Origin of the sequence: Bacteroides sp. AF32-8BH (genome assembly GCF_003435205.1) — a bacterium.
In the GTDB taxonomy this organism is placed as follows: domain Bacteria; phylum Bacteroidota; class Bacteroidia; order Bacteroidales; family Bacteroidaceae; genus Bacteroides; species Bacteroides ovatus.
This window is the reverse complement of record NZ_QVLZ01000006.1, coordinates 189,754-208,735: the sequence shown is the minus strand read 5'-3', so window position 1 is coordinate 208,735 and position 18,982 is coordinate 189,754. Positions and strand designations below refer to the sequence as shown.

Here is an 18,982-nt window from a genome sequence, read left to right as displayed (position 1 = left end):
CCTACAAATGTAGATAAAAAAAGCAAGTATTCGTACTAAAAAGAAGAAATAAACGTATATTTGCAAACTATAGAAGAAACCGAAAAATTCATACCATGAGCCGATTAACCCTATTTCACGTAGGATTTCTTTTCCTCATTTTGTTCTTTACCACTACTGCTAAAGCTCAAAAAGAGGCTGAAACTTTCAATGTTGACTCTACTCTCTATGAATATTATCAACGTTGTCAAGAATACCTATTAGAGCCTGTTGTGCTTAGCATGTCCGACACATTGTTCAGAATGGCCGGTGAACGGCATGATGAACGAATGCAGGCAGTAGCCATAGCCACCCGACTGGATTACTATTATTTTCAGGGAACCAATGAAGATAGTGTCATCCACTATACCAACAAAGTAAAAGAATTCGCCAAAGCCACTCATCAGCCTAAATATTATTATTTTGCATGGGCCAACAGGCTAGTTACCTATTACTTAAAAACAAGCAGAACAAACATAGCACTTTATGAAGTGCAAAATATGTTAAAAGAAGCTCAGAAAGAGGATGACAAAACCGGTTTGTCCCGTTGCTACAACATTATGTCGCAAATCTACACTATCAAAAGATTCGATTCGATGGCCTTCGAATGGCGGTTGAAGGAAATCGAACTAACTGAAAAATACAATATCGAAAACTATAATATTTCCCAGACGTATGCCCAGATAGCCAACTATTACATCAGCCAGAAAAAACAAAAAGAAGCATTGAGAGCTGTGGAAAAGGCCATTTCAACAGCCAATTCTTCTACACAGCAAATATCTGCCAAGTTGGAGTACGTTAACTACTACAGCAAGTTCGGTGACTTTCAGGCAGCCGAAAAAATATTGAAGGAATGTCAGATTGCATTCGAACAGGATAAAAGACTGGAATCGATCAAAAAGAGACTGTATAATATAGAATGTTTGTACTATCAGCAGACCAGGCAATATCAAAAAGCATTGGAAGCTGCAGAGATGCAAGAAAAGGAAGAGCACCGTTTAAGCGAAAGTATACTTAGCAGCAGTCACTATCGTACACAGGGAGAAATCTACCAGAAGATGGGGAATATGAACATGGCAGTCAAATATCTGCAAATGTATATCAACACCGACGACTCCTTAAAAATAGCCAATGAGCAAGTAGCCAGCAGCGAATTTGCCACCTTGCTAAACGTTGAGAAACTCAATGCCGAAAAGAAAGAACTAATGCTCCAGGCACAGGAAAAGGAGTTGCATAATAAAACAACATTGATTATCTCATTGATTATTTTATTAGGTATTCTATTCTTATTCCTTTATAGAGAAAACTTCCTGAAACGCAAACTGAAAGTTTCGGAAGCAGAACTCAAAACAAAGAATGAGGAACTTACGGTGTCGAGGGAAGAATTACGTAAAGCCAAAGACATAGCGGAAGCGAGCAGCCGGATGAAGACAACGTTCATCCAGAGCATGACCCATGAAATCCGTACACCGCTCAACTCTATTGTAGGCTTCTCGCAGGTGTTAAGCGATCACTACAGCAATAGTCCGGAAACACAGGAGTTTGTCAATATTATCAAGAGCAACAGTAACGACTTGCTCCGACTGGTCACTGACGTGCTCGCTCTGTCGGAACTGGATCAATATGAGCAACTGCCCACAGATGATGAAACAGATATGAATACGATCTGTCAACTTGCCTCTGAAGTGGCCAAAGACAACAGGCAAAAGGATGTGGAAGTTCTGTTCGAACCTGCAAAAGAAAACCTGCTCATACGCAGTAATTCGGAACGCATATCACAGGTGTTGAACAACCTGGCACATAATGCCGCCAAATTTACAACTCATGGCAGTATCCGCATAGCTTATTCCGTACTGGAAGCTGAAAAGAAAATTGAAATCAGTGTCACCGATACAGGAACTGGTATTCCGAAAGATCAGCAGGAGGCGGTATTTGAGCGTTTCTACAAAATGAATTCTTTCACACAAGGCACCGGTCTCGGACTGCCGATATGCCGGAGCATTGCCGAGAAGTTAGGAGGCAGCCTCCGGATCGACTCTTCCTATACGGACGGATGCCGGATGATACTGACTCTTCCTTTGGTATATGCCTAAGTAAAAATCTGTCCGAACTCCCATCAAATCCGAAAGAATAGCCTATCTTTGCAGCGTTTTAAATAAAAGATCAGGTTATGAAACTTTCTGCTCTTTACCAGATTTTTCTGGATTGCCAATCAGTAACTACTGATAGCCGGAACTGCCCGGACGGTTCTTTGTTTATCGCCTTGAAAGGTGAGTCATTCAACGGTAATGCATTTGCAAAACTAGCGCTAGACTCCGGATGCGCATTTGCCATTATTGATGAAGCCGAATATGCCGTAGAAGGTGATAAACGATATATACTTGTAGACAACTGCTTGCAGACAATGCAGCAACTTGCCAACTATCATCGCCGCCAACTCGGAACGCGTGTGATCGGTATTACGGGCACTAATGGGAAAACGACCACCAAAGAATTAATTTCCAGTGTTCTCTGCCAAGCCCATAACGTGCTTTATACTTTAGGTAATCTCAACAACCACATCGGTGTACCGACCACCCTATTGCGTTTGAAACCGGAGCATGACCTTGCTGTTATCGAGATGGGTGCCAATCATCCGGGAGAAATCAAGTTTCTTTGTGAAATAGCCGAACCGGATTATGGCATTATCACCAATGTAGGTAAAGCTCACCTGGAAGGATTCGGTTCTTTCGAAGGAGTGATTAAGACTAAAGGAGAGTTATATGATTTCCTCCGTAAGAAAGATGCCATCACCTTTATTCATCACGATAACGCTTATTTGATGAATATCGCGCAGGGATTGAACCTGATTTCTTATGGAACTGAAGATGATCTCTATGTCAACGGACAGATTACTGACAATTCGCCTTATCTCGCTTTCGAATGGAAAGCCGGCAAGGACGGTGAACGCCATCAGGTTCGCACACAGTTGATCGGAGAATATAATTTCCCGAATGCCCTGGCTGCCATCACTATCGGACGTTTCTTCGGAGTGGAAGCGAAGAAGATTGATGAGGCTCTGGCAAGCTATACGCCACAGAACAATCGCTCCCAACTTAAAAAGACAGAAGATAACACGCTTATCATCGATGCATATAATGCAAATCCAACCAGCATGATGGCTGCTTTGCAAAACTTCCGGAACATGACAGTCCCCCACAAGATGCTCATATTAGGAGATATGCGCGAACTGGGTGCTGAAAGCCCGGCCGAACATCAGAAAATCGTTGACTACATAAAAGAAAGTGGTTTTGAGAAAGTATGGCTCGTAGGAGAACTGTTTGCCGCAAGCGAACATTCTTTCAAAACGTACGCCAATGCGCAGGAAGTTATAAAGGATCTGCAAGCTAACAAACCCAAAGGGTATACTATTCTTATCAAAGGCTCTAACGGAATCAAACTTAGCTCAACGGTAGAGTATTTATAACGGAAAAATAAACGAGTGAACAGTAAATGATAAACGGTGAATATTGGATGCAACCATTATTCACCGTTTCTATTTTTCATTCACTGCTTATTCATCATTCTGGGGCGTACGACATAATAGGCTATTAAACTAGCCAGAATCGCTCCCGTAGTATTAGCTGCAAAGTCCAACCAGTCTCCACCCCGGTATGTAGTGCAATATTCCTGCAACAATTCCACACAACCACTAAAAAGTACAGGGCAAAGGAATGCGCCTACCCATGCATGCCATATCGGAGCATTGTCCCTGCGATGTGCACGCAAAAATTCCAGCCACAGCATCCCCGACATACCCAAATACATACAAACATGAACCAGTTTGTCGAGGTTAGGAATTTCATCTAAATCCGTCTTAGGCGGTTTAAAGAACGACAGATAAATCACTGTCAGAATGATAAAAAGCGAGATTGGATATTTCTTAATATAAGATAGCATATCTAAATAATGTTACAATTTTCGTGCAAATATAAGTATCATTTTCTATATTTGCGCTCTAATACGTATATTTTATAACGATTTGTAAGATAAAACAAGATTTATGGCAAAAAATGATAGAGCAAACTTCGGCAGTAAATTAGGAGTCATACTCGCTTCTGCCGGCTCTGCAGTCGGATTGGGTAATATATGGAGATTTCCCTATGAAACAGGAAACCATGGAGGCGCTGCTTTTATATTGATCTATTTAGGCTGCATTCTTCTTCTGGGATTGCCTATTATGATTGCCGAGTTCCTGATAGGACGCCGTTCGAGAGCTAACACAGCGAGAGCATATCAGAAATTAGCACCTGGAACACATTGGCGTTGGGTAGGACGCATGGGAGTATTGGCAGGCTTCCTGATACTTAGTTATTATGCTGTAGTAGCAGGATGGACACTCGAATATATTTTTGAAGCTGCTACTAATGGCTTTGCCGGAAAAACCTCCGGAGAGTTCATATCCTCTTTTCAACAATTCTCCAGCAGCCCATGGAGACCGGTTGTATGGTTGGTGGCATTCTTGTTGATTACTCATTTCATCATTGTGAAAGGGGTAGAAAAAGGAATCGAAAAGTCCTCCAAGATCATGATGCCTACCCTGTTTATCATTATCCTCATACTGGTTGTTTGCTCGGTCACTCTGCCGGGAGCCGGTGCAGGTATCGAATTCCTGCTCAAGCCCGACTTTAGCAAAGTGGACGGAAATGTATTTTTGAGTGCCATGGGACAGGCGTTCTTCTCATTGAGTTTGGGAATGGGATGCCTTTGCACGTACGCCTCCTATTTCAGCAAAGAAACCAACCTGACTAAAACAGCTTTCAGCGTAGGAATCATTGATACCTTTGTGGCGATACTAGCCGGATTTATCATTTTCCCGGCAGCTTTTTCCGTAGGCATACAACCTGATTCTGGTCCGAGTCTGATCTTTATCACCCTGCCTAATGTATTCCAACAGGCATTTAGCGGAGTTCCCATACTGGCATATATATTCTCTGTCATGTTCTACGCGTTGTTGGCAATGGCTGCTTTAACTTCTACTATTTCCTTGCACGAAGTAGTAACCGCTTATTTACATGAGGAGTTCAACCTCTCCCGTGGAAAAGCAGCAAGATTAGTCACCGGCGGTTGTGTCTTTCTCGGAATATTCTGCTCACTATCATTGGGAGTCATGAAAGGATTTACCGTTTTCGGACTGGGCATGTTCGACCTCTTCGACTTTGTAACAGCTAAAATCATGTTACCACTGGGCGGATTGTGCATCTCCCTCTTTACCGGATGGTATCTGGACAAGAAGATTGTATGGTCGGAGATTACCAATGACGGTTCATTAAAGGTACCGGTATACAAACTCATTATCTTTATATTAAAATATATCGCACCAATCGCCATCTCACTGATATTTATCAATGAACTGGGATTAATCAAGCTATAATGTGGAAAGACTTCCTTTATTATACTAAAACAGAACGACAAGGCATTATCGTCCTTGTCGTTCTTATTTTAGGAGTATATGCCGCCCCTAAACCCTTCTCCTTTTTCACACACGCTGAAGATACCGACTGCAGAGAGAACGAGAAGTTCGATAAGGAATACAACGACTTTATTTCCTCCCTCCGGGAAACCCAACCTCACCAAAAGTCCGGTCATTCTTTTCAATCATCCCCTCAAAGGGAAATCAAACTTGCGGTGTTCGATCCGAACATCGCAGACTCTACTACTTTTCTTTCGCTTGGGTTACCATCCTGGATGATAAAGAATATCCTGCACTATCGCTATAAACAAGGTAAATTCCGCCACCCAGAAGATTTCCGAAAGATATATGGACTCACGGAAGAACAATACCAGACTCTTCGTCCTTATATACAAATTACAGAAGATTTCAGTTCGACAAATAAAGACACGGTACGATTGTTAACCACACCAAGCATACAACGGGACACCCTTGTGAAATATCTCCCGGGAACTATCATCAGCCTCAACTCCGCAGATACCACCGAACTGAAGAAGATTCCGGGAATCGGAAGCAGCATTGCCCGGATGATTGTGAATTACCGCGAACGGCTGGGAGGCTTTTTCCGAATAGAGCAGTTACAGGAGATTCATCTAAAGGCAGAGAAACTCCGTCCGTGGTTTTCCATTGACACCCATCAGACACGCCGCATCAATGTAAATAAAGCCGGCATGGAACGAATGATGCATCATCCATACATAAACTACTACCAAGCAAAGGTTATCATAGAATATCGGAAAAAGAAAGGATTCTTAAAAAGTCTGAAGCAATTATCTCTCTATGAGGAGTTCACTCCTATTGATCTTGAACGGCTAGAGCCCTACATTTGTTATAATTAATAAAAAAAAGATGCATTCCTATCACACCAGACAAGAATGCATCACACACAAACAAAACAAACACTCTACTATCATCTTCACAGACTTCCGTAGAGAAGCGACTATAAATATATAGCTAAAAGATAGAACACTTGCAAGGCTCTACCTTTTTGGTATACATTTTTAGAAATTAGGTTCTCTAATTAATCTTTTTTAATCATACCATCCACTATATGAACGGTCCGGTCCGTAATTTTGGCAAGCCCCTCGTCATGCGTCACAATGACAAAAGTCTGCCCCAGCCGGTCTCTCAAATCGAAGAACAGTTGATGTAAATCTTCTTTATTATGTGTATCCAGACTACCGGATGGTTCGTCTGCCAGAATAACTGCCGGATCGTTGATTAAAGCCCTCGCTACCGCCACCCGTTGTTTCTCGCCTCCCGACAATTCATTCGGTTTATGAGAAGCCCTGTCAACCAGTCCCATAAAATCCAGAATCTTCATAGCGCGTTCGTGCGCCTCCTTCGAAGATACCCCGGCGATTAGAGCGGGAATCATCACATTTTCCAATGCCGTGAACTCCGGCAGTAGTTGGTGAAACTGGAAAACAAAACCAATATTCTTATTACGAAATGCAGATAGTTCTTTCTCCTTCATCCGACTCACCACTGTTCCGTCAATCTGCACCGTACCTGCGTCCGGTTCATCGAGAGTGCCCATGATCTGCAACAAAGTCGTTTTACCGGCACCGCTCGGACCTACGATACTGACAATTTCTCCTTTATTGATTTCCAGATCAATGCCTTTCAACACTTGCAATGAGCCGAAACTCTTCGTTATACCTTCTAGTTTTATCATAATAGCCTTTATAATCGTTTAATGACATATTCAGCCAGATAGCACCCAAACACGGCCGGCATATAACTGACTGTTCCACACGTCGATTTCTTATTCTGTTCATCATCCGTCAGCAACACGGCTTTCGGATCGGCTTGTTCCGTACTGAACACTACCGGAAGTTTCCGTTTCATTCCCATCTTCTGTAAGCGTTTCCGTACCGCCTTGCTTAAACCGCAATGATACGTTTCCCAAAGATCGGCAAAACGAACCTGGGTGATGTCACTCTTCGCTCCTGCTCCCATACTGGAAACAATCTTTATACGACGTTTCATCGCCTCATAAATCAGAAAGCATTTCGGACTGATCGTATCAATAGCATCTACTATAAAATCATATTGATTGGCATCCAACAGTTCCGGTATATTCTCATCTTTCAGGTAGACGGGCAGAACAGTCAATTCGATATCCGGATTTATATCTTTATAACGGGCAGCCAATACTTCCGCTTTCGCCTTTCCCAATGTGGAATGCATGGCCGGCAACTGACGATTCATATTGGTAGGCTGCACTGTATCGGCATCTACAATCGTCATCCGTCCGACTCCTGCGCGGCAGATCATCTCGGCGGCGTAAGCTCCCACTCCACCCAATCCCACGACCAATACGTGCGCGTTGCGGATGCGTTCCATCTTTTCCTCTCCTAACAGGAGTGCTGTTCTCTGTTGCCAGTCGTATCTTTCCATCAGTTTTTCTTTAACCATTTATAGAACCATTTACCCACTTTCTCATAATGTTGAGACTCATTATGCCCGCGAGGATCAGAGAATGACACAATTTCCTGCGGTTCTCCAAACTGATCGGGATAGATGATAATCAAACTATTATTAGAGAAATATTTTCCCAGTTGCGCCGGCAGACGTTCAAAAGAGGTATCGTAAGAGATAGACCCGCGACGGGCAGAAACAACCACCAGCAAGTGGTCATAATTCACCTGTCCTGTCAATAACAGGAGATCTTCCCACTCTTCCAGGATGGAAAATTCTGTCGGGGTACCTGCATGTCTTTTCTTCACCAGTTGCTGAAGGCGCATCAATGTACGCTCATTGGCAAAGAAATGCACCCGACAGCCGAGGATACTTCCCATACGGCAGAAATGTTCCACCCACTTTGAGAAACCCGATTCATATTCAGCCTTTGGCGGAACGGCAATATTAATTCGGCGCAGGGTGTTAACCGGCATCAGGAATTTGGCAATCATCACTTCACGATGCGTACCTTTCAATAGGCTTTCAGCCAGATGTCCGAAGAAAGAATCGACAATATTAGCCTTCCGGTGCAGACCGATCACAATATCCGTAGCTTCATATTCTTTAATCGTATGGATAATCCCCGAAGCAATATTCAAATCATAACGGCTCACCATCGTGACAGGCACATCGGCGGCAGCGGCAATCATGGCAGCCTTCTCCAGGTTACGTTTACCCTGCTGCTCTTTCTTCTCCGAACTGTTATTGTCATTGATAACGTTCAATGCCACCAATGCATTTTTCTGCTTAGCATCCTTTATTACTAAAGCCAGATTAATCAAATCTTCAATCGTCTCCGGGTTAGCCACCGGAATCAAGATTTGTTCCGTATTTACTTTCTTAGCTTCTTCTTCCGCCTGCACATTTTCATCCAGAGCAAAACGACGTGCCGAACGTTCGGTTACCAAAGAACTGATGACACAAGTGAAAAGTATCATCACTACCGTACCGTTCAATACATCATCATTCAGCAACCGTTCTCCATTCTCCATAATGATTTCATGACCGATCAACACTGCTGCCAGTGTAGCTGCGGCCTGCGCATTACTTAAACCGAATATCATGCTCCGTTCATTCGACTGCATCCGATAGATCTTTTGTGTGATCCAGGCAGCCAGCCATTTACTAAAGGTTGCCACCACTGTCATCACAATAGCCACTTTCAATGCTTCACCTCCGGTAAACAGGCTTCTTACATCAATAATCATTCCGACACCAATCAGAAAATAGGGAATAAACAGTGCATTTCCCACAAATTCCAACCGGTTCATCAAAGGAGATACATGAGGAATCAGGCGATTCAATACCAAGCCCGCCAGGAAAGCTCCTAAGATTCCTTCCATTCCTACAAATTCCATCAATCCTCCTCCGAGGAAAACCATCGCCAGCACAAATACAAACTGCATCACGCTGTCATCGTACTTCCGGAAGAACCAGCGTCCGATACGGGGGAAAAAGAACACAATCAGAAATCCGAGGAAAGCCACTTTTGCCACAAGAAATACCCAGAACCAGCCATCGACAGTTCCCTTAAACATGCCTCCTATGACAGCAAGAATAATCAAAGCAAGGGTGACGGTGACAGCAGTACCACCAATGGTGATATTGACACTGCGCAAACGAGACAGTCCGTAACGACTAATAATAGGATAAGCAATTAAGGTGTGAGAAGCATACATACTTGCCAACAATACCGCCGTAAGAAAACCATATCCCAGCATACTCATACTACTCCATATTCCCAACACCATAGGAATCAGAAAGGTAAGCCAGCCGAACACGAAACTTTTCGTCCGGTTCTTCTTAAAGTCCTCCATATCCATCTCAAGACCGGCAAGGAACATGATATAATAGAGCCCTACTTTGCCGAACAGTTCGAAACTACTGTCTCGGTCGAGTACATGAAAGCCGTGTTCGCCAATCAAGACACCCGCCAGAATCATGCCTATAATATGAGGTATATGGAGACGCCCCAAAATCATCGGAGCAAAAAGAATGATAATTAGTACCAAAAAGAACACCCAGGTCGGATCAGAAATCGGCAACGTTAAATTGAGATCAAACAGGTTCATAGGCTGTGTTTTTTAGGAATTTTCTGCAAAGGAACAAAAAAGTTTGCAGAATCCAATGAATGTCTAATGGTCATTTCACTCCAATAACCACGTCCAACTATACGGAAGCATGAGTAATCCGCCGAAAAACTGAAATATTTCTCTCAAAAGCGATGTTTATATGCTAAATTGTTATAATTTTGCAGCCAAATCTTTTCTATTCGACAGGATAAGGAGAGAAATTCAATATTCACAATTTAACAAAAGAAAAAGATGAAAGTAGCTATTGTTGGCGTAAGCGGAGCCGTAGGACAAGAGTTCCTGCGCGTGCTCGATGAGAGAAACTTCCCGATGGACGAGTTAGTTTTGTTCGGTTCTAAACGTAGTGCCGGAACAACATATACTTTCCGCGGTAAACAGATCGAGGTGAAACTCTTACAACACAACGATGACTTTAAAGAGGTAGACATTGCTTTCACTTCTGCCGGTGCAGGAACATCTAAGGAGTTCGAGAAAACAATTACCAAGTATGGTGCTGTGATGATCGACAACTCCAGCGCTTTCCGTATGGATGCCGATGTGCCTTTGGTGGTGCCTGAAGTAAATGCAGAGGATGCATTGGAACGTCCGCGCGGCGTTATCGCCAACCCGAATTGTACGACTATCCAGATGGTAGTTGCACTGAAAGCCATCGAAAAGCTTTCTCATATAAAAACCGTGCATGTGTCTACCTATCAGGCAGCAAGTGGTGCGGGTGCCGCTGCCATGGACGAATTGTACGAACAATATCGTCAGGTATTGGCAAACGAACCTGTGACTGTAGAGAAGTTTGCCTATCAGTTGGCTTTCAACCTGATTCCGCAGATCGACGTGTTTACAGAAAACGGTTATACGAAAGAAGAGATGAAGATGTATAATGAAACACGCAAGATCATGCATTCTGACGTAAAAGTTAGCGCAACTTGCGTACGTGTTCCTGCATTACGTGCTCACTCTGAAAGTATTTGGGTAGAAACTGAACGTCCGATTTCCGTAGAAGAGGCTCGTGAAGCATTCGCTAACGGTGAAGGTCTGGTTCTGCAGGACAATCCTGCCGAAAAAGAATACCCGATGCCGTTGTTCCTGGCAGGTAAAGATCCGGTATACGTAGGCCGTATCCGCAAAGACCTGACAAACGAAAACGGATTGACTTTCTGGATTGTAGGTGACCAGATTAAGAAAGGGGCTGCCCTGAATGCTGTTCAGATTGCCGAATATTTGATTAAAGTAAAAAATATCTAATATAACAGACTGGATATAATATCCGGACAACTATAGATAAGCCCAATAAATCAGCCGGTTTGCAATGTGATAGTGATCACAATGCAAGCCGGTTTTTTTATTCTCCAAGCCGTAATTAGAGAGAAAATACCTATTCGTAGGTAAGAAGTCACTAGTTATAGGTATCAGCATTTACCAAAATAACTATTTATAGTGATTGATAGAAAGTCACTTTTTATCGAATTTTGCGCAAAACTTATCTATGAAATATTGTCTTTTTAATATAGCATTCTGGGGGCTACTATTTTTCAATTTATTTGAGGCCGCAGCTAATTCAAACATCTATACAATCTCGGGACGTGTGACCGAGGCAAAAACGAATTCCCCTTTGCCTGGTGCTTCTATTCTCATTAAAGGTACCTATTTGTGGGCCGTATCCAATCAGAAAGGAGAATTTACGATACAAGGAGTACAGGAGGGAAAATATAATCTGGAGGTTTCTTTTCTTGGTTATGTACCGGCAACAATTCCCGTAAATGTACGCAGCAATATCAATAACCTTCCTATCATACTCAAAGAAAATACACTTGCACTGGATGATGTAGTCGTCACTGCACAAGCACCCAAAAATGAATTAAACACGACGCTCACTATCGGAAATCATGCATTGGAACATCTACAGGTGTCCAACGTGAGCGATATCTCCGCTCTCCTTCCGGGAGGAAAAACTAAAGTGCCGGATCTTACCACCAATAATATCTTCTCATTACGCGACGGAGGGTCAACAGCCGGTAATGCCGCATTTGGAACAGCCGTAGAAGTGGATGGGGTTCGTATTGGAAACAATGGTTCGTTTGGCAATATGAGCGGAGTGGATACCCGGAATATCACTGTTGCAGATATTGAATCGGTGGAAGTCATCACCGGAGTGCCTTCGGCAGAATATGGAGACTTGAATAGTGGTATGGTCAAGATTCACACCCGGAAAGGGAAAACACCCTGGAACATATTGCTGTCTATCAATCCTCGCACCGAACAGGTTTCATTTGCTAAAGGATTGGATTTAGGAAACGATAAAGGAGTCATCAACATAAACGGTGAGTGGACCAAGGCTACTCAAAAGTTGGTATCTCCCTATTCTTCTTATACAAGAAGGGGATTCTCTGCCGGATATAGCAACACGTTCCGCAACGTATTGAGATTCGACATCGGTGTTACAGGCAATATCGGAGGAATGAATACCAAAGATGATCCTGATGCCTATTCGGGAGAATACAACAAAGTGAGAGATAACGTATTCCGGACAAACACTTCACTGGCCTGGCTGCTCAACAAATCGTGGATAACCAACCTTAAGTTCGACGCATCAATATACTACAATGATAACAACTCCCACGCGCATACGTTCTACTCCTATGCATCGGAGCAACCGGCTGTTCATGCCACAGAGGAAGGATATTTTATGGCAAACAAACTGCCATATACTTACTTTGCCGACCAAATCATCGACTCCAAAGAACTGGATTATGCCGCATCGTTAAAATATGAATGGAACAGACGATTTAAGACTGTAAACAGCAACCTGAAAGCGGGTGTTCAATGGAAAGCAACAGGCAATGTGGGTGAAGGAGAATATTACAAAGACCCATCATTGGCTCCAAACGGTTATCGTCCCCGTCCTTACACTACTTATCCATATATGCATAATGTTTCGCTTTATGCAGAAGAAAGTCTGTCATTTCCTGTGGGAAATACCATGCTTAGACTGATGGCAGGGGTACGTTGGGAACATTTGTTTATCAAGGGAACGAAATATAAGAACCTGAATACTCTTTCACCACGTTTCAATGCCAGATGGCAGTTGAACGAACATATCGCTATCCGTGGCGGTTGGGGAATTACCGAAAAACTTCCCTCTTTCTATACCTTGTATCCCAAACAGGAATATCGGGACATACAGACCTTCGGCTTTTCCTATAATAAGATTGAATCATCTTATATATATTATAGTCAGCCCTACACGTTATTGCACAATGAAAACCTACGCTGGCAACGGAATCAGAACGCAGAAATCGGTCTGGACGTCAACATTGCCCGTACCCGGATTTCATTAGTCGGTTATTTCAACCGTACCAAGCTGCCGTATAAATACGCAAGTACTTATACTCCGTTCTCCTATGATGTGCTCCAATTGCCGGATGGATTCACTATGCCGACTAACCCGCAAATCAATGTAGATAACCAGACAGGGATGGTTTACATACGCGACAATGCATCCAGTTACTGGACTCCTATGGATGTCAAAGTGACCGACCAGACTTTTGTAAAGTCAACTTCTCCCGACAATGGAATGGACGTGATTCGTCGCGGAGCGGAAATGATTGTTGATTTCCCGGAAATTACTCCGATTCGCACGCAATTCCGGGTAGATGCCGCTTATACTTATACGAAATACATCGACAACTCTTTATCGTATTATTATCAGAATGGATGGTCGCATACCAGTCTTGCCAATCGTTCTTACCAATATGTAGGTATCTACGCCAACGGCGACAACTTATCGACTACCGCCAACGGCAAACGTACCCACTCGCTGGATGCCAATATCACAGCCATCACCCGTATTCCGAAAGCCAGACTGATTATCTCGTGCCGACTGGAAGCTTCGCTTGTGAAGCGTTCGCAGAACATCTCCGAGTATCAAGGAAAAGAATATGCTTTCAATGTGAGCGAAAGCAGTAATACCCAAACCGGGGGAAGTATCTATGACGGTAACTCTTATACCGCTATCTGGCCGGTAGCATACCTCGACCTGAATAATGAGATGCATCCTTTCACATCAGCGGAAGCCGCGAATCCGGGATTCTCCTACCTGATACGCAAATCGGGCAATGCCTATACATTTGCAGCAGACGGATATGATCCTTATTTTTCTGCCAATATCAATATCACCAAAGAGATTGGAGACTATGTATCTCTTTCTCTCAATGCGATTAATTTCACCAACTCACGGCCTTATGTAAAATCTCATGCAACGGGTGTAAGCGCTCTCTTCACCCCGGATTTCTATTATGGACTTACTTGCCGTATCAAATTCTAACTATATGAAACAATTCATCTACATATTATTACTAACAGTGACTGGCATCTTTGCGGGATGCACAGATATCGATAAAGAGAATCCGTATGACAACCAGTTGCACAGCCTGCAGGTTACTGCCGTATATCCGGACGGATACACGGATCATCTCCGGGAAGGAGTGACCGTAAAGATTGAAGATGTCGACCGTGGAAATTCTTACAAGGCTAAAACCGATAAGAATGGAGTGGCGCAATTCTCTTTGACCAAAGGTATATACCGCGTACAAGTCAGCGACAAAGGCGGAAAGGATATTTTCAACGGATTAGCTGATAATGTCAAACTAACCAGCGGAGACATATCTCTTAATCTCCCGCTCATTCATTCCAAGGCCGGGACGATCATTATTAAAGAGATTTACTGCGGAGGATGCACAAAGTTACCGCTGGAAGGAAATTATCAATCCGACAAGTACATTATCCTGCATAATAACGACTCGGAAGTGCAATATCTGGATAGTTTATGCTTCGGAGCACTCGACCCTTACAATTCACAAGCCACTAATGTATGGGTGACACAGGATGAAGCAACCGGAGCAACTATCTTCAAGGACTTCGCTCCCATCGTTCAGTGTATCTGGCAATTTGGCGGTACCGGTAAAACGTTCCCGCTTCAGCCGGGAGAAGATGCAGTGATTGCCATCAACGGAGCGGTTGACCATGCGGCACAATATCCGCAATCTGTCAACCTGAACAAACCCGGATATTTTGTATGCTATAATAATGTTTATTTTCCGAACACACAGTATCATCCGGCTCCGGGCGACCAGATCACACCGGATCATTACCTGAACGTAGTGTTGAAGACTGGCCAGGCGAACGCCTATTCATTCTCGATATTTTCTCCTGCCGCGGTTATTTTTAAAGCCAAGGATACCACGATACAGGACTTTGTTCTTAAAGAGGGAAGTATCATACAAAAACCGGGAAGCACTACGGATCAGGTGATAGCGGTACCACTCGATTGGGTGATTGATGGCACGGAAGTATATTATGGCGGTTCCTCCAACAATAAAAAGCGTATTTCTCCATCCATCGATGCGGGATATGTCACTCAAAGTGCCACATACAACGGACGCAGTTTATACCGTCATGTGGATGAAGAAGCGACACAGGAAGCGGGTTACGAAGTACTGGTAGATACAAACAACTCTTCTACCGATTTTTATGAACGGGAAAAACAATCTTTGCATGAGTGAGATGAAGAAAATATATATAACAGGTCTTTGGATTCTATGTCTGACATCCGGAGTTTCGGCACAGACTTATGACATCATCGAACGGCGTAACTCCTGGAATGCCGGGGCAAATGTCACAGGTATCATGATGGACAGTATTTCTGCTTCCTATGCCGAACTGTACGGAAAGAATAACCACGGTGATTTCCGCAACTATTACGAAGCAAAAGAAGCATGGAGTGCCGGAGCGGTAGCAAAGTCCATCACTCATCTGAAAGGTTATTCACTGACGGGTTCGTTCTCATTCGATCATACTTCAGGCAAGGATATGAGCGGTTCGATGTTTATCCACCCAGGATTTTATCCCGTAGACCTCCTGGAGTTCACACCCGGACGTAAAGACTTGCAAACTTACGCTTTCATGGGTGGTATTGCAACTGATATTTCACCCAACTGGCGATTAGGAGGAAAGATAGACTTTGCCGCTTCCAACTATTCCAAACGAAAGGACTTGCGGCATACCAATTACCGACTGGATTTGAAAATAGCCCCCAGCGTCATGTATCATTCGGGAGATATGGCGATCGGCTTTTCCTATATTCTCGGTAAAAACAGTGAATCAGTGAAAGCAGAAGTCATCGGTACAGCCGAAAACTCTTACAATGCTTTTCTGGATAAAGGACTTATGTATGGAGCTTACGAAGCATGGGACGGGAGTGGAATCCATCTTAGTGAATCGGGTGTCAACGGTTTCCCCATCAAAGAATTGTCGAACGGGGGAGCCTTGCAACTTCAATGGAAAGGATTTTACGGAGATGCTGAATACACGTATTCTTCAGGTTCTGCCGGTGAAAGAGATGCTATCTGGTTTAAATTTCCAACCCACCGAATTACCTCCCATTTGAGTTATCATTTCAAACAGGGAAAGAAAGAGCATTTTCTGCGACTGAACTTGCAATGGTCACATCTGGTCAACAACGAAAATGTGATAACCAAAGAAACTGTGAACGGGATAACGACCACTCACGTACACGGTTCCAATCGTATTTTTGAGCAGGATGTTTTCTCTGCTAATCCCGAATATGAATTGATTAGTCCCCGCACGGAACTTCGCCTGGGAACGAATATATCAACATTCAGACGACTGACCACACAGATGTATCCTTATGTGGTTTCGGAAAAGATGATTTGTAACCAGACTTATATCTCCAGCGTATTTCATCTAGGGAAACTCGACCTGAAAGCGGCTGCATCCTTTGCCATAGGAAACTTTACCGAGAAAAACAGGACTACGGCAACAGATACGGAACCGGGTGATCCGCCTTATCGGCTGACTGATTATTACAATCTGAAAAATGAATATGCAACCGCCCCACAAGCGACATTTCATCTCGGATTGCGCTATCATTTCAACTATGGAATTTATGCGGAAGTAGAAGGTAGTTATACGCACGGTTTCAACCTGCAATATATAGATGGTTCGAACCGTTGGAACGAGACTATCAAATTAGGATATACTTTTTGAAAACAATGAATATAAATAAACTAAATTATTAAGCAATGAAAAAGAGTTTGACATTTATCTTCGCAGCAGCGCTTTTGGTATCTTGCCAACAGGAAGAGAACGAAGCTACGACTCCTGCAAACAGTCGCATTACTATCTCTCCTATTATTACACGTGCTACGGAAGTTAACTTTGAGACCGGAGATAAAATCGGTGTTACAATCACCCAAAACGGTGACTTCGTATATGCAGAGAATAAACAGATGACATACAATGACGGAGTATTTGCAGGCGATTTACTCTGGTACCCGGAAGGAAATGACAAATCGCAAATAGTAGCCTATTATCCCTATAAGGAGGGTAATACTCCGGCTTCATTTACTGTTGAAACCGATCAGACTAGTGGATATGGAGCGTCAGATTTTATGGCAGCAAAGAAATCGGATGTACTTCCGACTACCAACGTTATAAGCATGAACTTCAAACACATGTTTACTAAATTAGTGATTAATGTAACAAAGGAAGTAGAAGCTAACATCTCGTCTATCGCATTGAAAGGTTCCATCCCGACTGCAACTCTTGATTTGAGTGCTCTCACAGTGACTGCTGATGCAAACGCCTCCGCAACAAGCATTGTTGCACAAGCCGTTAAAGCGAATGAGACATACCGCGCCATTATCGTTCCCCAAACAGTAGCCTTGACGCTTGAAGTAGCAACATCTGACGGCAAGACCTTGTCACAGAAGCTCACATCTACCACTTTGGCACAAGGAGGACAATACAGTGTGAACATTCGCGTGTTACCTGACGATATAGAAGTCAAACTTAGTGGTGACATTGAAAACTGGACAGATGAGGGTGAAATTGGAGCTGATAATGAGATTCCTTTCGAGGAACATCTCGATCAGAACTATTTCCTGTATGATAATGTAAAATATAAGACTGTAACTCTCTCAAACGGTACGACATGGATGGCTGAACCGCTTATTTATTTACCGAAAGGGTATACTCCTTCAAGTGATCCAACTGCTGATAGCCATGTTTGGTATCCGTATGAAATCACAGCCGACGGTGCAACCGTAGCTACAACAAAAGAAAGTGCCATAAAAGAATTAGGTTATCTATATGATTTCCAGGCTGCACTGGGTGGTAAAGAAATTACTGATAGTAATCTGACCTCCTTTGAAGGAGCACAAGGAATCTGCCCGAAAGGATGGCACATACCGACACGTCTGGAGTACTTTAATCTGGTAGGAAAAACAACGAATGATGCCGACGGCAAGGTACCGGCTGATGGTGATAAAGCTCTTTTTTATGATACAGCTTATGATGGAGCCAAAATATCATCACTGATGGATGCAGGATTCAATTACCAATTCTCCGGTGTTCGTATGGCAACAAGTCTTACAGGCGCCGGCAGCTACCAAAAAACTGCAATAGCAGATGACGCCAAGATTCAAGCTGCGTGGCATGGAAAACCGGCAATGAATTATCTCATGACTTCGACCGCCTACAAACCCATATACAATAGTACCAGCGGCCTACTAACCAATATACAGTTCTTTGGATTAATGAGTACAATCAATGCAACCAAGTATCCGGAAGGCAGATTATCATTATCTTATGTTAGCATTAAAGCCGGTATGCAAGTTCGTTGCATAAGGGATCAAGCCGGCAACTAAAAGACTAATATTTGTTTCATGCCTTGAAACCTTTAGTTTCTCGGTGAGAAACCAACAGTTTCAAGGTTTGAAACTACCAGTTTCACACTGGGAAACTAAAAGTTTCAAGTAAGGCTACTCCCCTCGCCCGTAAGGCGAACTACGATAAGCTATAAACAAACGAAAAACAGATTACAAACTATATAAAAACGAAG

The 18,982-nt window shown here is 43.2% G+C and carries 13 protein-coding genes; 9 read left to right on the top strand and 4 right to left on the bottom strand.

Features of this window, described 5'->3' with window-relative positions; all coding sequences use genetic code 11:
* Positions 1–95 precede the first annotated feature (95 nt).
* A complete protein-coding gene (locus DWZ47_RS06145) occupies positions 96–2,111 on the top strand; it encodes a sensor histidine kinase (RefSeq protein ID WP_004305080.1) in 2,016 nt (671 codons plus the stop codon).
* Positions 2,112–2,188: 77 nt separating this feature from the next.
* A complete protein-coding gene (locus tag DWZ47_RS06140) occupies positions 2,189–3,484 on the top strand; it encodes a UDP-N-acetylmuramoyl-tripeptide--D-alanyl-D-alanine ligase (RefSeq protein WP_004305082.1) in 1,296 nt (431 codons plus the stop codon).
* A gap of 80 nt (positions 3,485–3,564) precedes the next feature.
* On the opposite strand, the gene DWZ47_RS06135 is transcribed toward DWZ47_RS06140, so the two are convergent.
* Positions 3,565–3,957 (bottom strand): VanZ family protein, encoded by a 393-nt coding sequence (locus DWZ47_RS06135; protein WP_004305084.1) that lies wholly within the window; start codon positions 3,955–3,957, stop codon positions 3,565–3,567.
* 103 nt (positions 3,958–4,060) lie between these two features.
* On the opposite strand from DWZ47_RS06135, the gene DWZ47_RS06130 reads away from it, so the two are divergent.
* Together DWZ47_RS06130 and DWZ47_RS06125 are read left to right on the top strand one after the other, a co-directional pair.
* On the top strand, positions 4,061–5,431 hold the full coding sequence (locus DWZ47_RS06130) for a sodium-dependent transporter (RefSeq protein WP_099146544.1): 1,371 nt from the start codon (positions 4,061–4,063) through the stop codon (positions 5,429–5,431).
* Positions 5,431–6,348: a helix-hairpin-helix domain-containing protein gene (locus DWZ47_RS06125; RefSeq protein ID WP_117512564.1), complete on the top strand. Its 918-nt coding sequence runs from the start codon at positions 5,431–5,433 to the stop codon at positions 6,346–6,348. Before DWZ47_RS06130 ends, DWZ47_RS06125 begins: the two co-directional genes overlap by 1 nt.
* Before the next feature lie 182 nt (positions 6,349–6,530).
* Here DWZ47_RS06125 and DWZ47_RS06120 read toward each other — a convergent pair whose 3' ends face one another.
* The 3 genes from DWZ47_RS06120 to DWZ47_RS06110 are packed head-to-tail and all read right to left on the bottom strand — an operon-like array spanning position 6,531 to position 10,047.
* A complete protein-coding gene (locus DWZ47_RS06120) occupies positions 6,531–7,187 on the bottom strand; it encodes an ABC transporter ATP-binding protein (protein ID WP_117512563.1) in 657 nt (218 codons plus the stop codon).
* An 8-nt stretch (positions 7,188–7,195) separates the two neighbouring features.
* Complete coding sequence (locus DWZ47_RS06115; protein ID WP_008649541.1) at positions 7,196–7,930, bottom strand: ThiF family adenylyltransferase; 735 nt, start codon at positions 7,928–7,930, stop codon at positions 7,196–7,198.
* Positions 7,912–10,047, bottom strand: a complete 2,136-nt coding sequence (locus DWZ47_RS06110; protein ID WP_055235239.1) for a cation:proton antiporter — start codon at positions 10,045–10,047, stop codon at positions 7,912–7,914. Before DWZ47_RS06110 ends, DWZ47_RS06115 begins: the two co-directional genes overlap by 19 nt.
* 252 nt (positions 10,048–10,299) lie before the next feature.
* Between DWZ47_RS06110 and DWZ47_RS06105 the strand changes: the two genes are divergently transcribed.
* From DWZ47_RS06105 to DWZ47_RS06085, 5 genes are all read left to right on the top strand, one after another.
* Positions 10,300–11,307: an aspartate-semialdehyde dehydrogenase gene (locus DWZ47_RS06105; RefSeq protein ID WP_117512562.1), complete on the top strand. Its 1,008-nt coding sequence runs from the start codon at positions 10,300–10,302 to the stop codon at positions 11,305–11,307.
* 241 nt (positions 11,308–11,548) lie between these two features.
* A complete protein-coding gene (locus tag DWZ47_RS06100) occupies positions 11,549–14,386 on the top strand; it encodes a TonB-dependent receptor (protein WP_117512561.1) in 2,838 nt (945 codons plus the stop codon).
* A 4-nt stretch (positions 14,387–14,390) separates the two neighbouring features.
* Entirely contained in the window at positions 14,391–15,623 is a 1,233-nt protein-coding gene (locus DWZ47_RS06095) for a DUF4876 domain-containing protein (RefSeq protein ID WP_042994036.1), read from the top strand.
* Positions 15,616–17,127 (top strand): DUF6850 family outer membrane beta-barrel protein, encoded by a 1,512-nt coding sequence (locus DWZ47_RS06090; RefSeq protein WP_117512560.1) that lies wholly within the window; start codon positions 15,616–15,618, stop codon positions 17,125–17,127. The genes DWZ47_RS06095 and DWZ47_RS06090 overlap by 8 nt, the downstream gene beginning before the upstream one ends.
* A gap of 35 nt (positions 17,128–17,162) precedes the next feature.
* Entirely contained in the window at positions 17,163–18,788 is a 1,626-nt protein-coding gene (locus DWZ47_RS06085; RefSeq protein WP_004324550.1) for a fimbrillin family protein, read from the top strand.
* The last annotated feature ends 194 nt before the right edge of the window (positions 18,789–18,982 follow it).

Excerpts from the sequence above, each read along its gene's own strand:
- DWZ47_RS06145 (WP_004305080.1), top strand. The coding sequence starts at position 96 with ATGAGCCGATTAACCCTATTTCACGTAGGATTTCTTTTCCTCATTTTG.
- DWZ47_RS06140 (WP_004305082.1), top strand. The coding sequence starts at position 2,189 with ATGAAACTTTCTGCTCTTTACCAGATTTTTCTGGATTGCCAATCAGTA.
- DWZ47_RS06135 (WP_004305084.1), bottom strand. The coding sequence starts at position 3,957 with ATGCTATCTTATATTAAGAAATATCCAATCTCGCTTTTTATCATTCTG.
- DWZ47_RS06130 (WP_099146544.1), top strand. The coding sequence starts at position 4,061 with ATGGCAAAAAATGATAGAGCAAACTTCGGCAGTAAATTAGGAGTCATA.
- DWZ47_RS06125 (WP_117512564.1), top strand. The coding sequence starts at position 5,431 with ATGTGGAAAGACTTCCTTTATTATACTAAAACAGAACGACAAGGCATT.
- DWZ47_RS06120 (WP_117512563.1), bottom strand. The coding sequence starts at position 7,187 with ATGATAAAACTAGAAGGTATAACGAAGAGTTTCGGCTCATTGCAAGTG.
- DWZ47_RS06115 (WP_008649541.1), bottom strand. The coding sequence starts at position 7,930 with ATGGTTAAAGAAAAACTGATGGAAAGATACGACTGGCAACAGAGAACA.
- DWZ47_RS06110 (WP_055235239.1), bottom strand. The coding sequence starts at position 10,047 with ATGAACCTGTTTGATCTCAATTTAACGTTGCCGATTTCTGATCCGACC.
- DWZ47_RS06105 (WP_117512562.1), top strand. The coding sequence starts at position 10,300 with ATGAAAGTAGCTATTGTTGGCGTAAGCGGAGCCGTAGGACAAGAGTTC.
- DWZ47_RS06100 (WP_117512561.1), top strand. The coding sequence starts at position 11,549 with ATGAAATATTGTCTTTTTAATATAGCATTCTGGGGGCTACTATTTTTC.
- DWZ47_RS06095 (WP_042994036.1), top strand. The coding sequence starts at position 14,391 with ATGAAACAATTCATCTACATATTATTACTAACAGTGACTGGCATCTTT.
- DWZ47_RS06090 (WP_117512560.1), top strand. The coding sequence starts at position 15,616 with ATGAGTGAGATGAAGAAAATATATATAACAGGTCTTTGGATTCTATGT.
- DWZ47_RS06085 (WP_004324550.1), top strand. The coding sequence starts at position 17,163 with ATGAAAAAGAGTTTGACATTTATCTTCGCAGCAGCGCTTTTGGTATCT.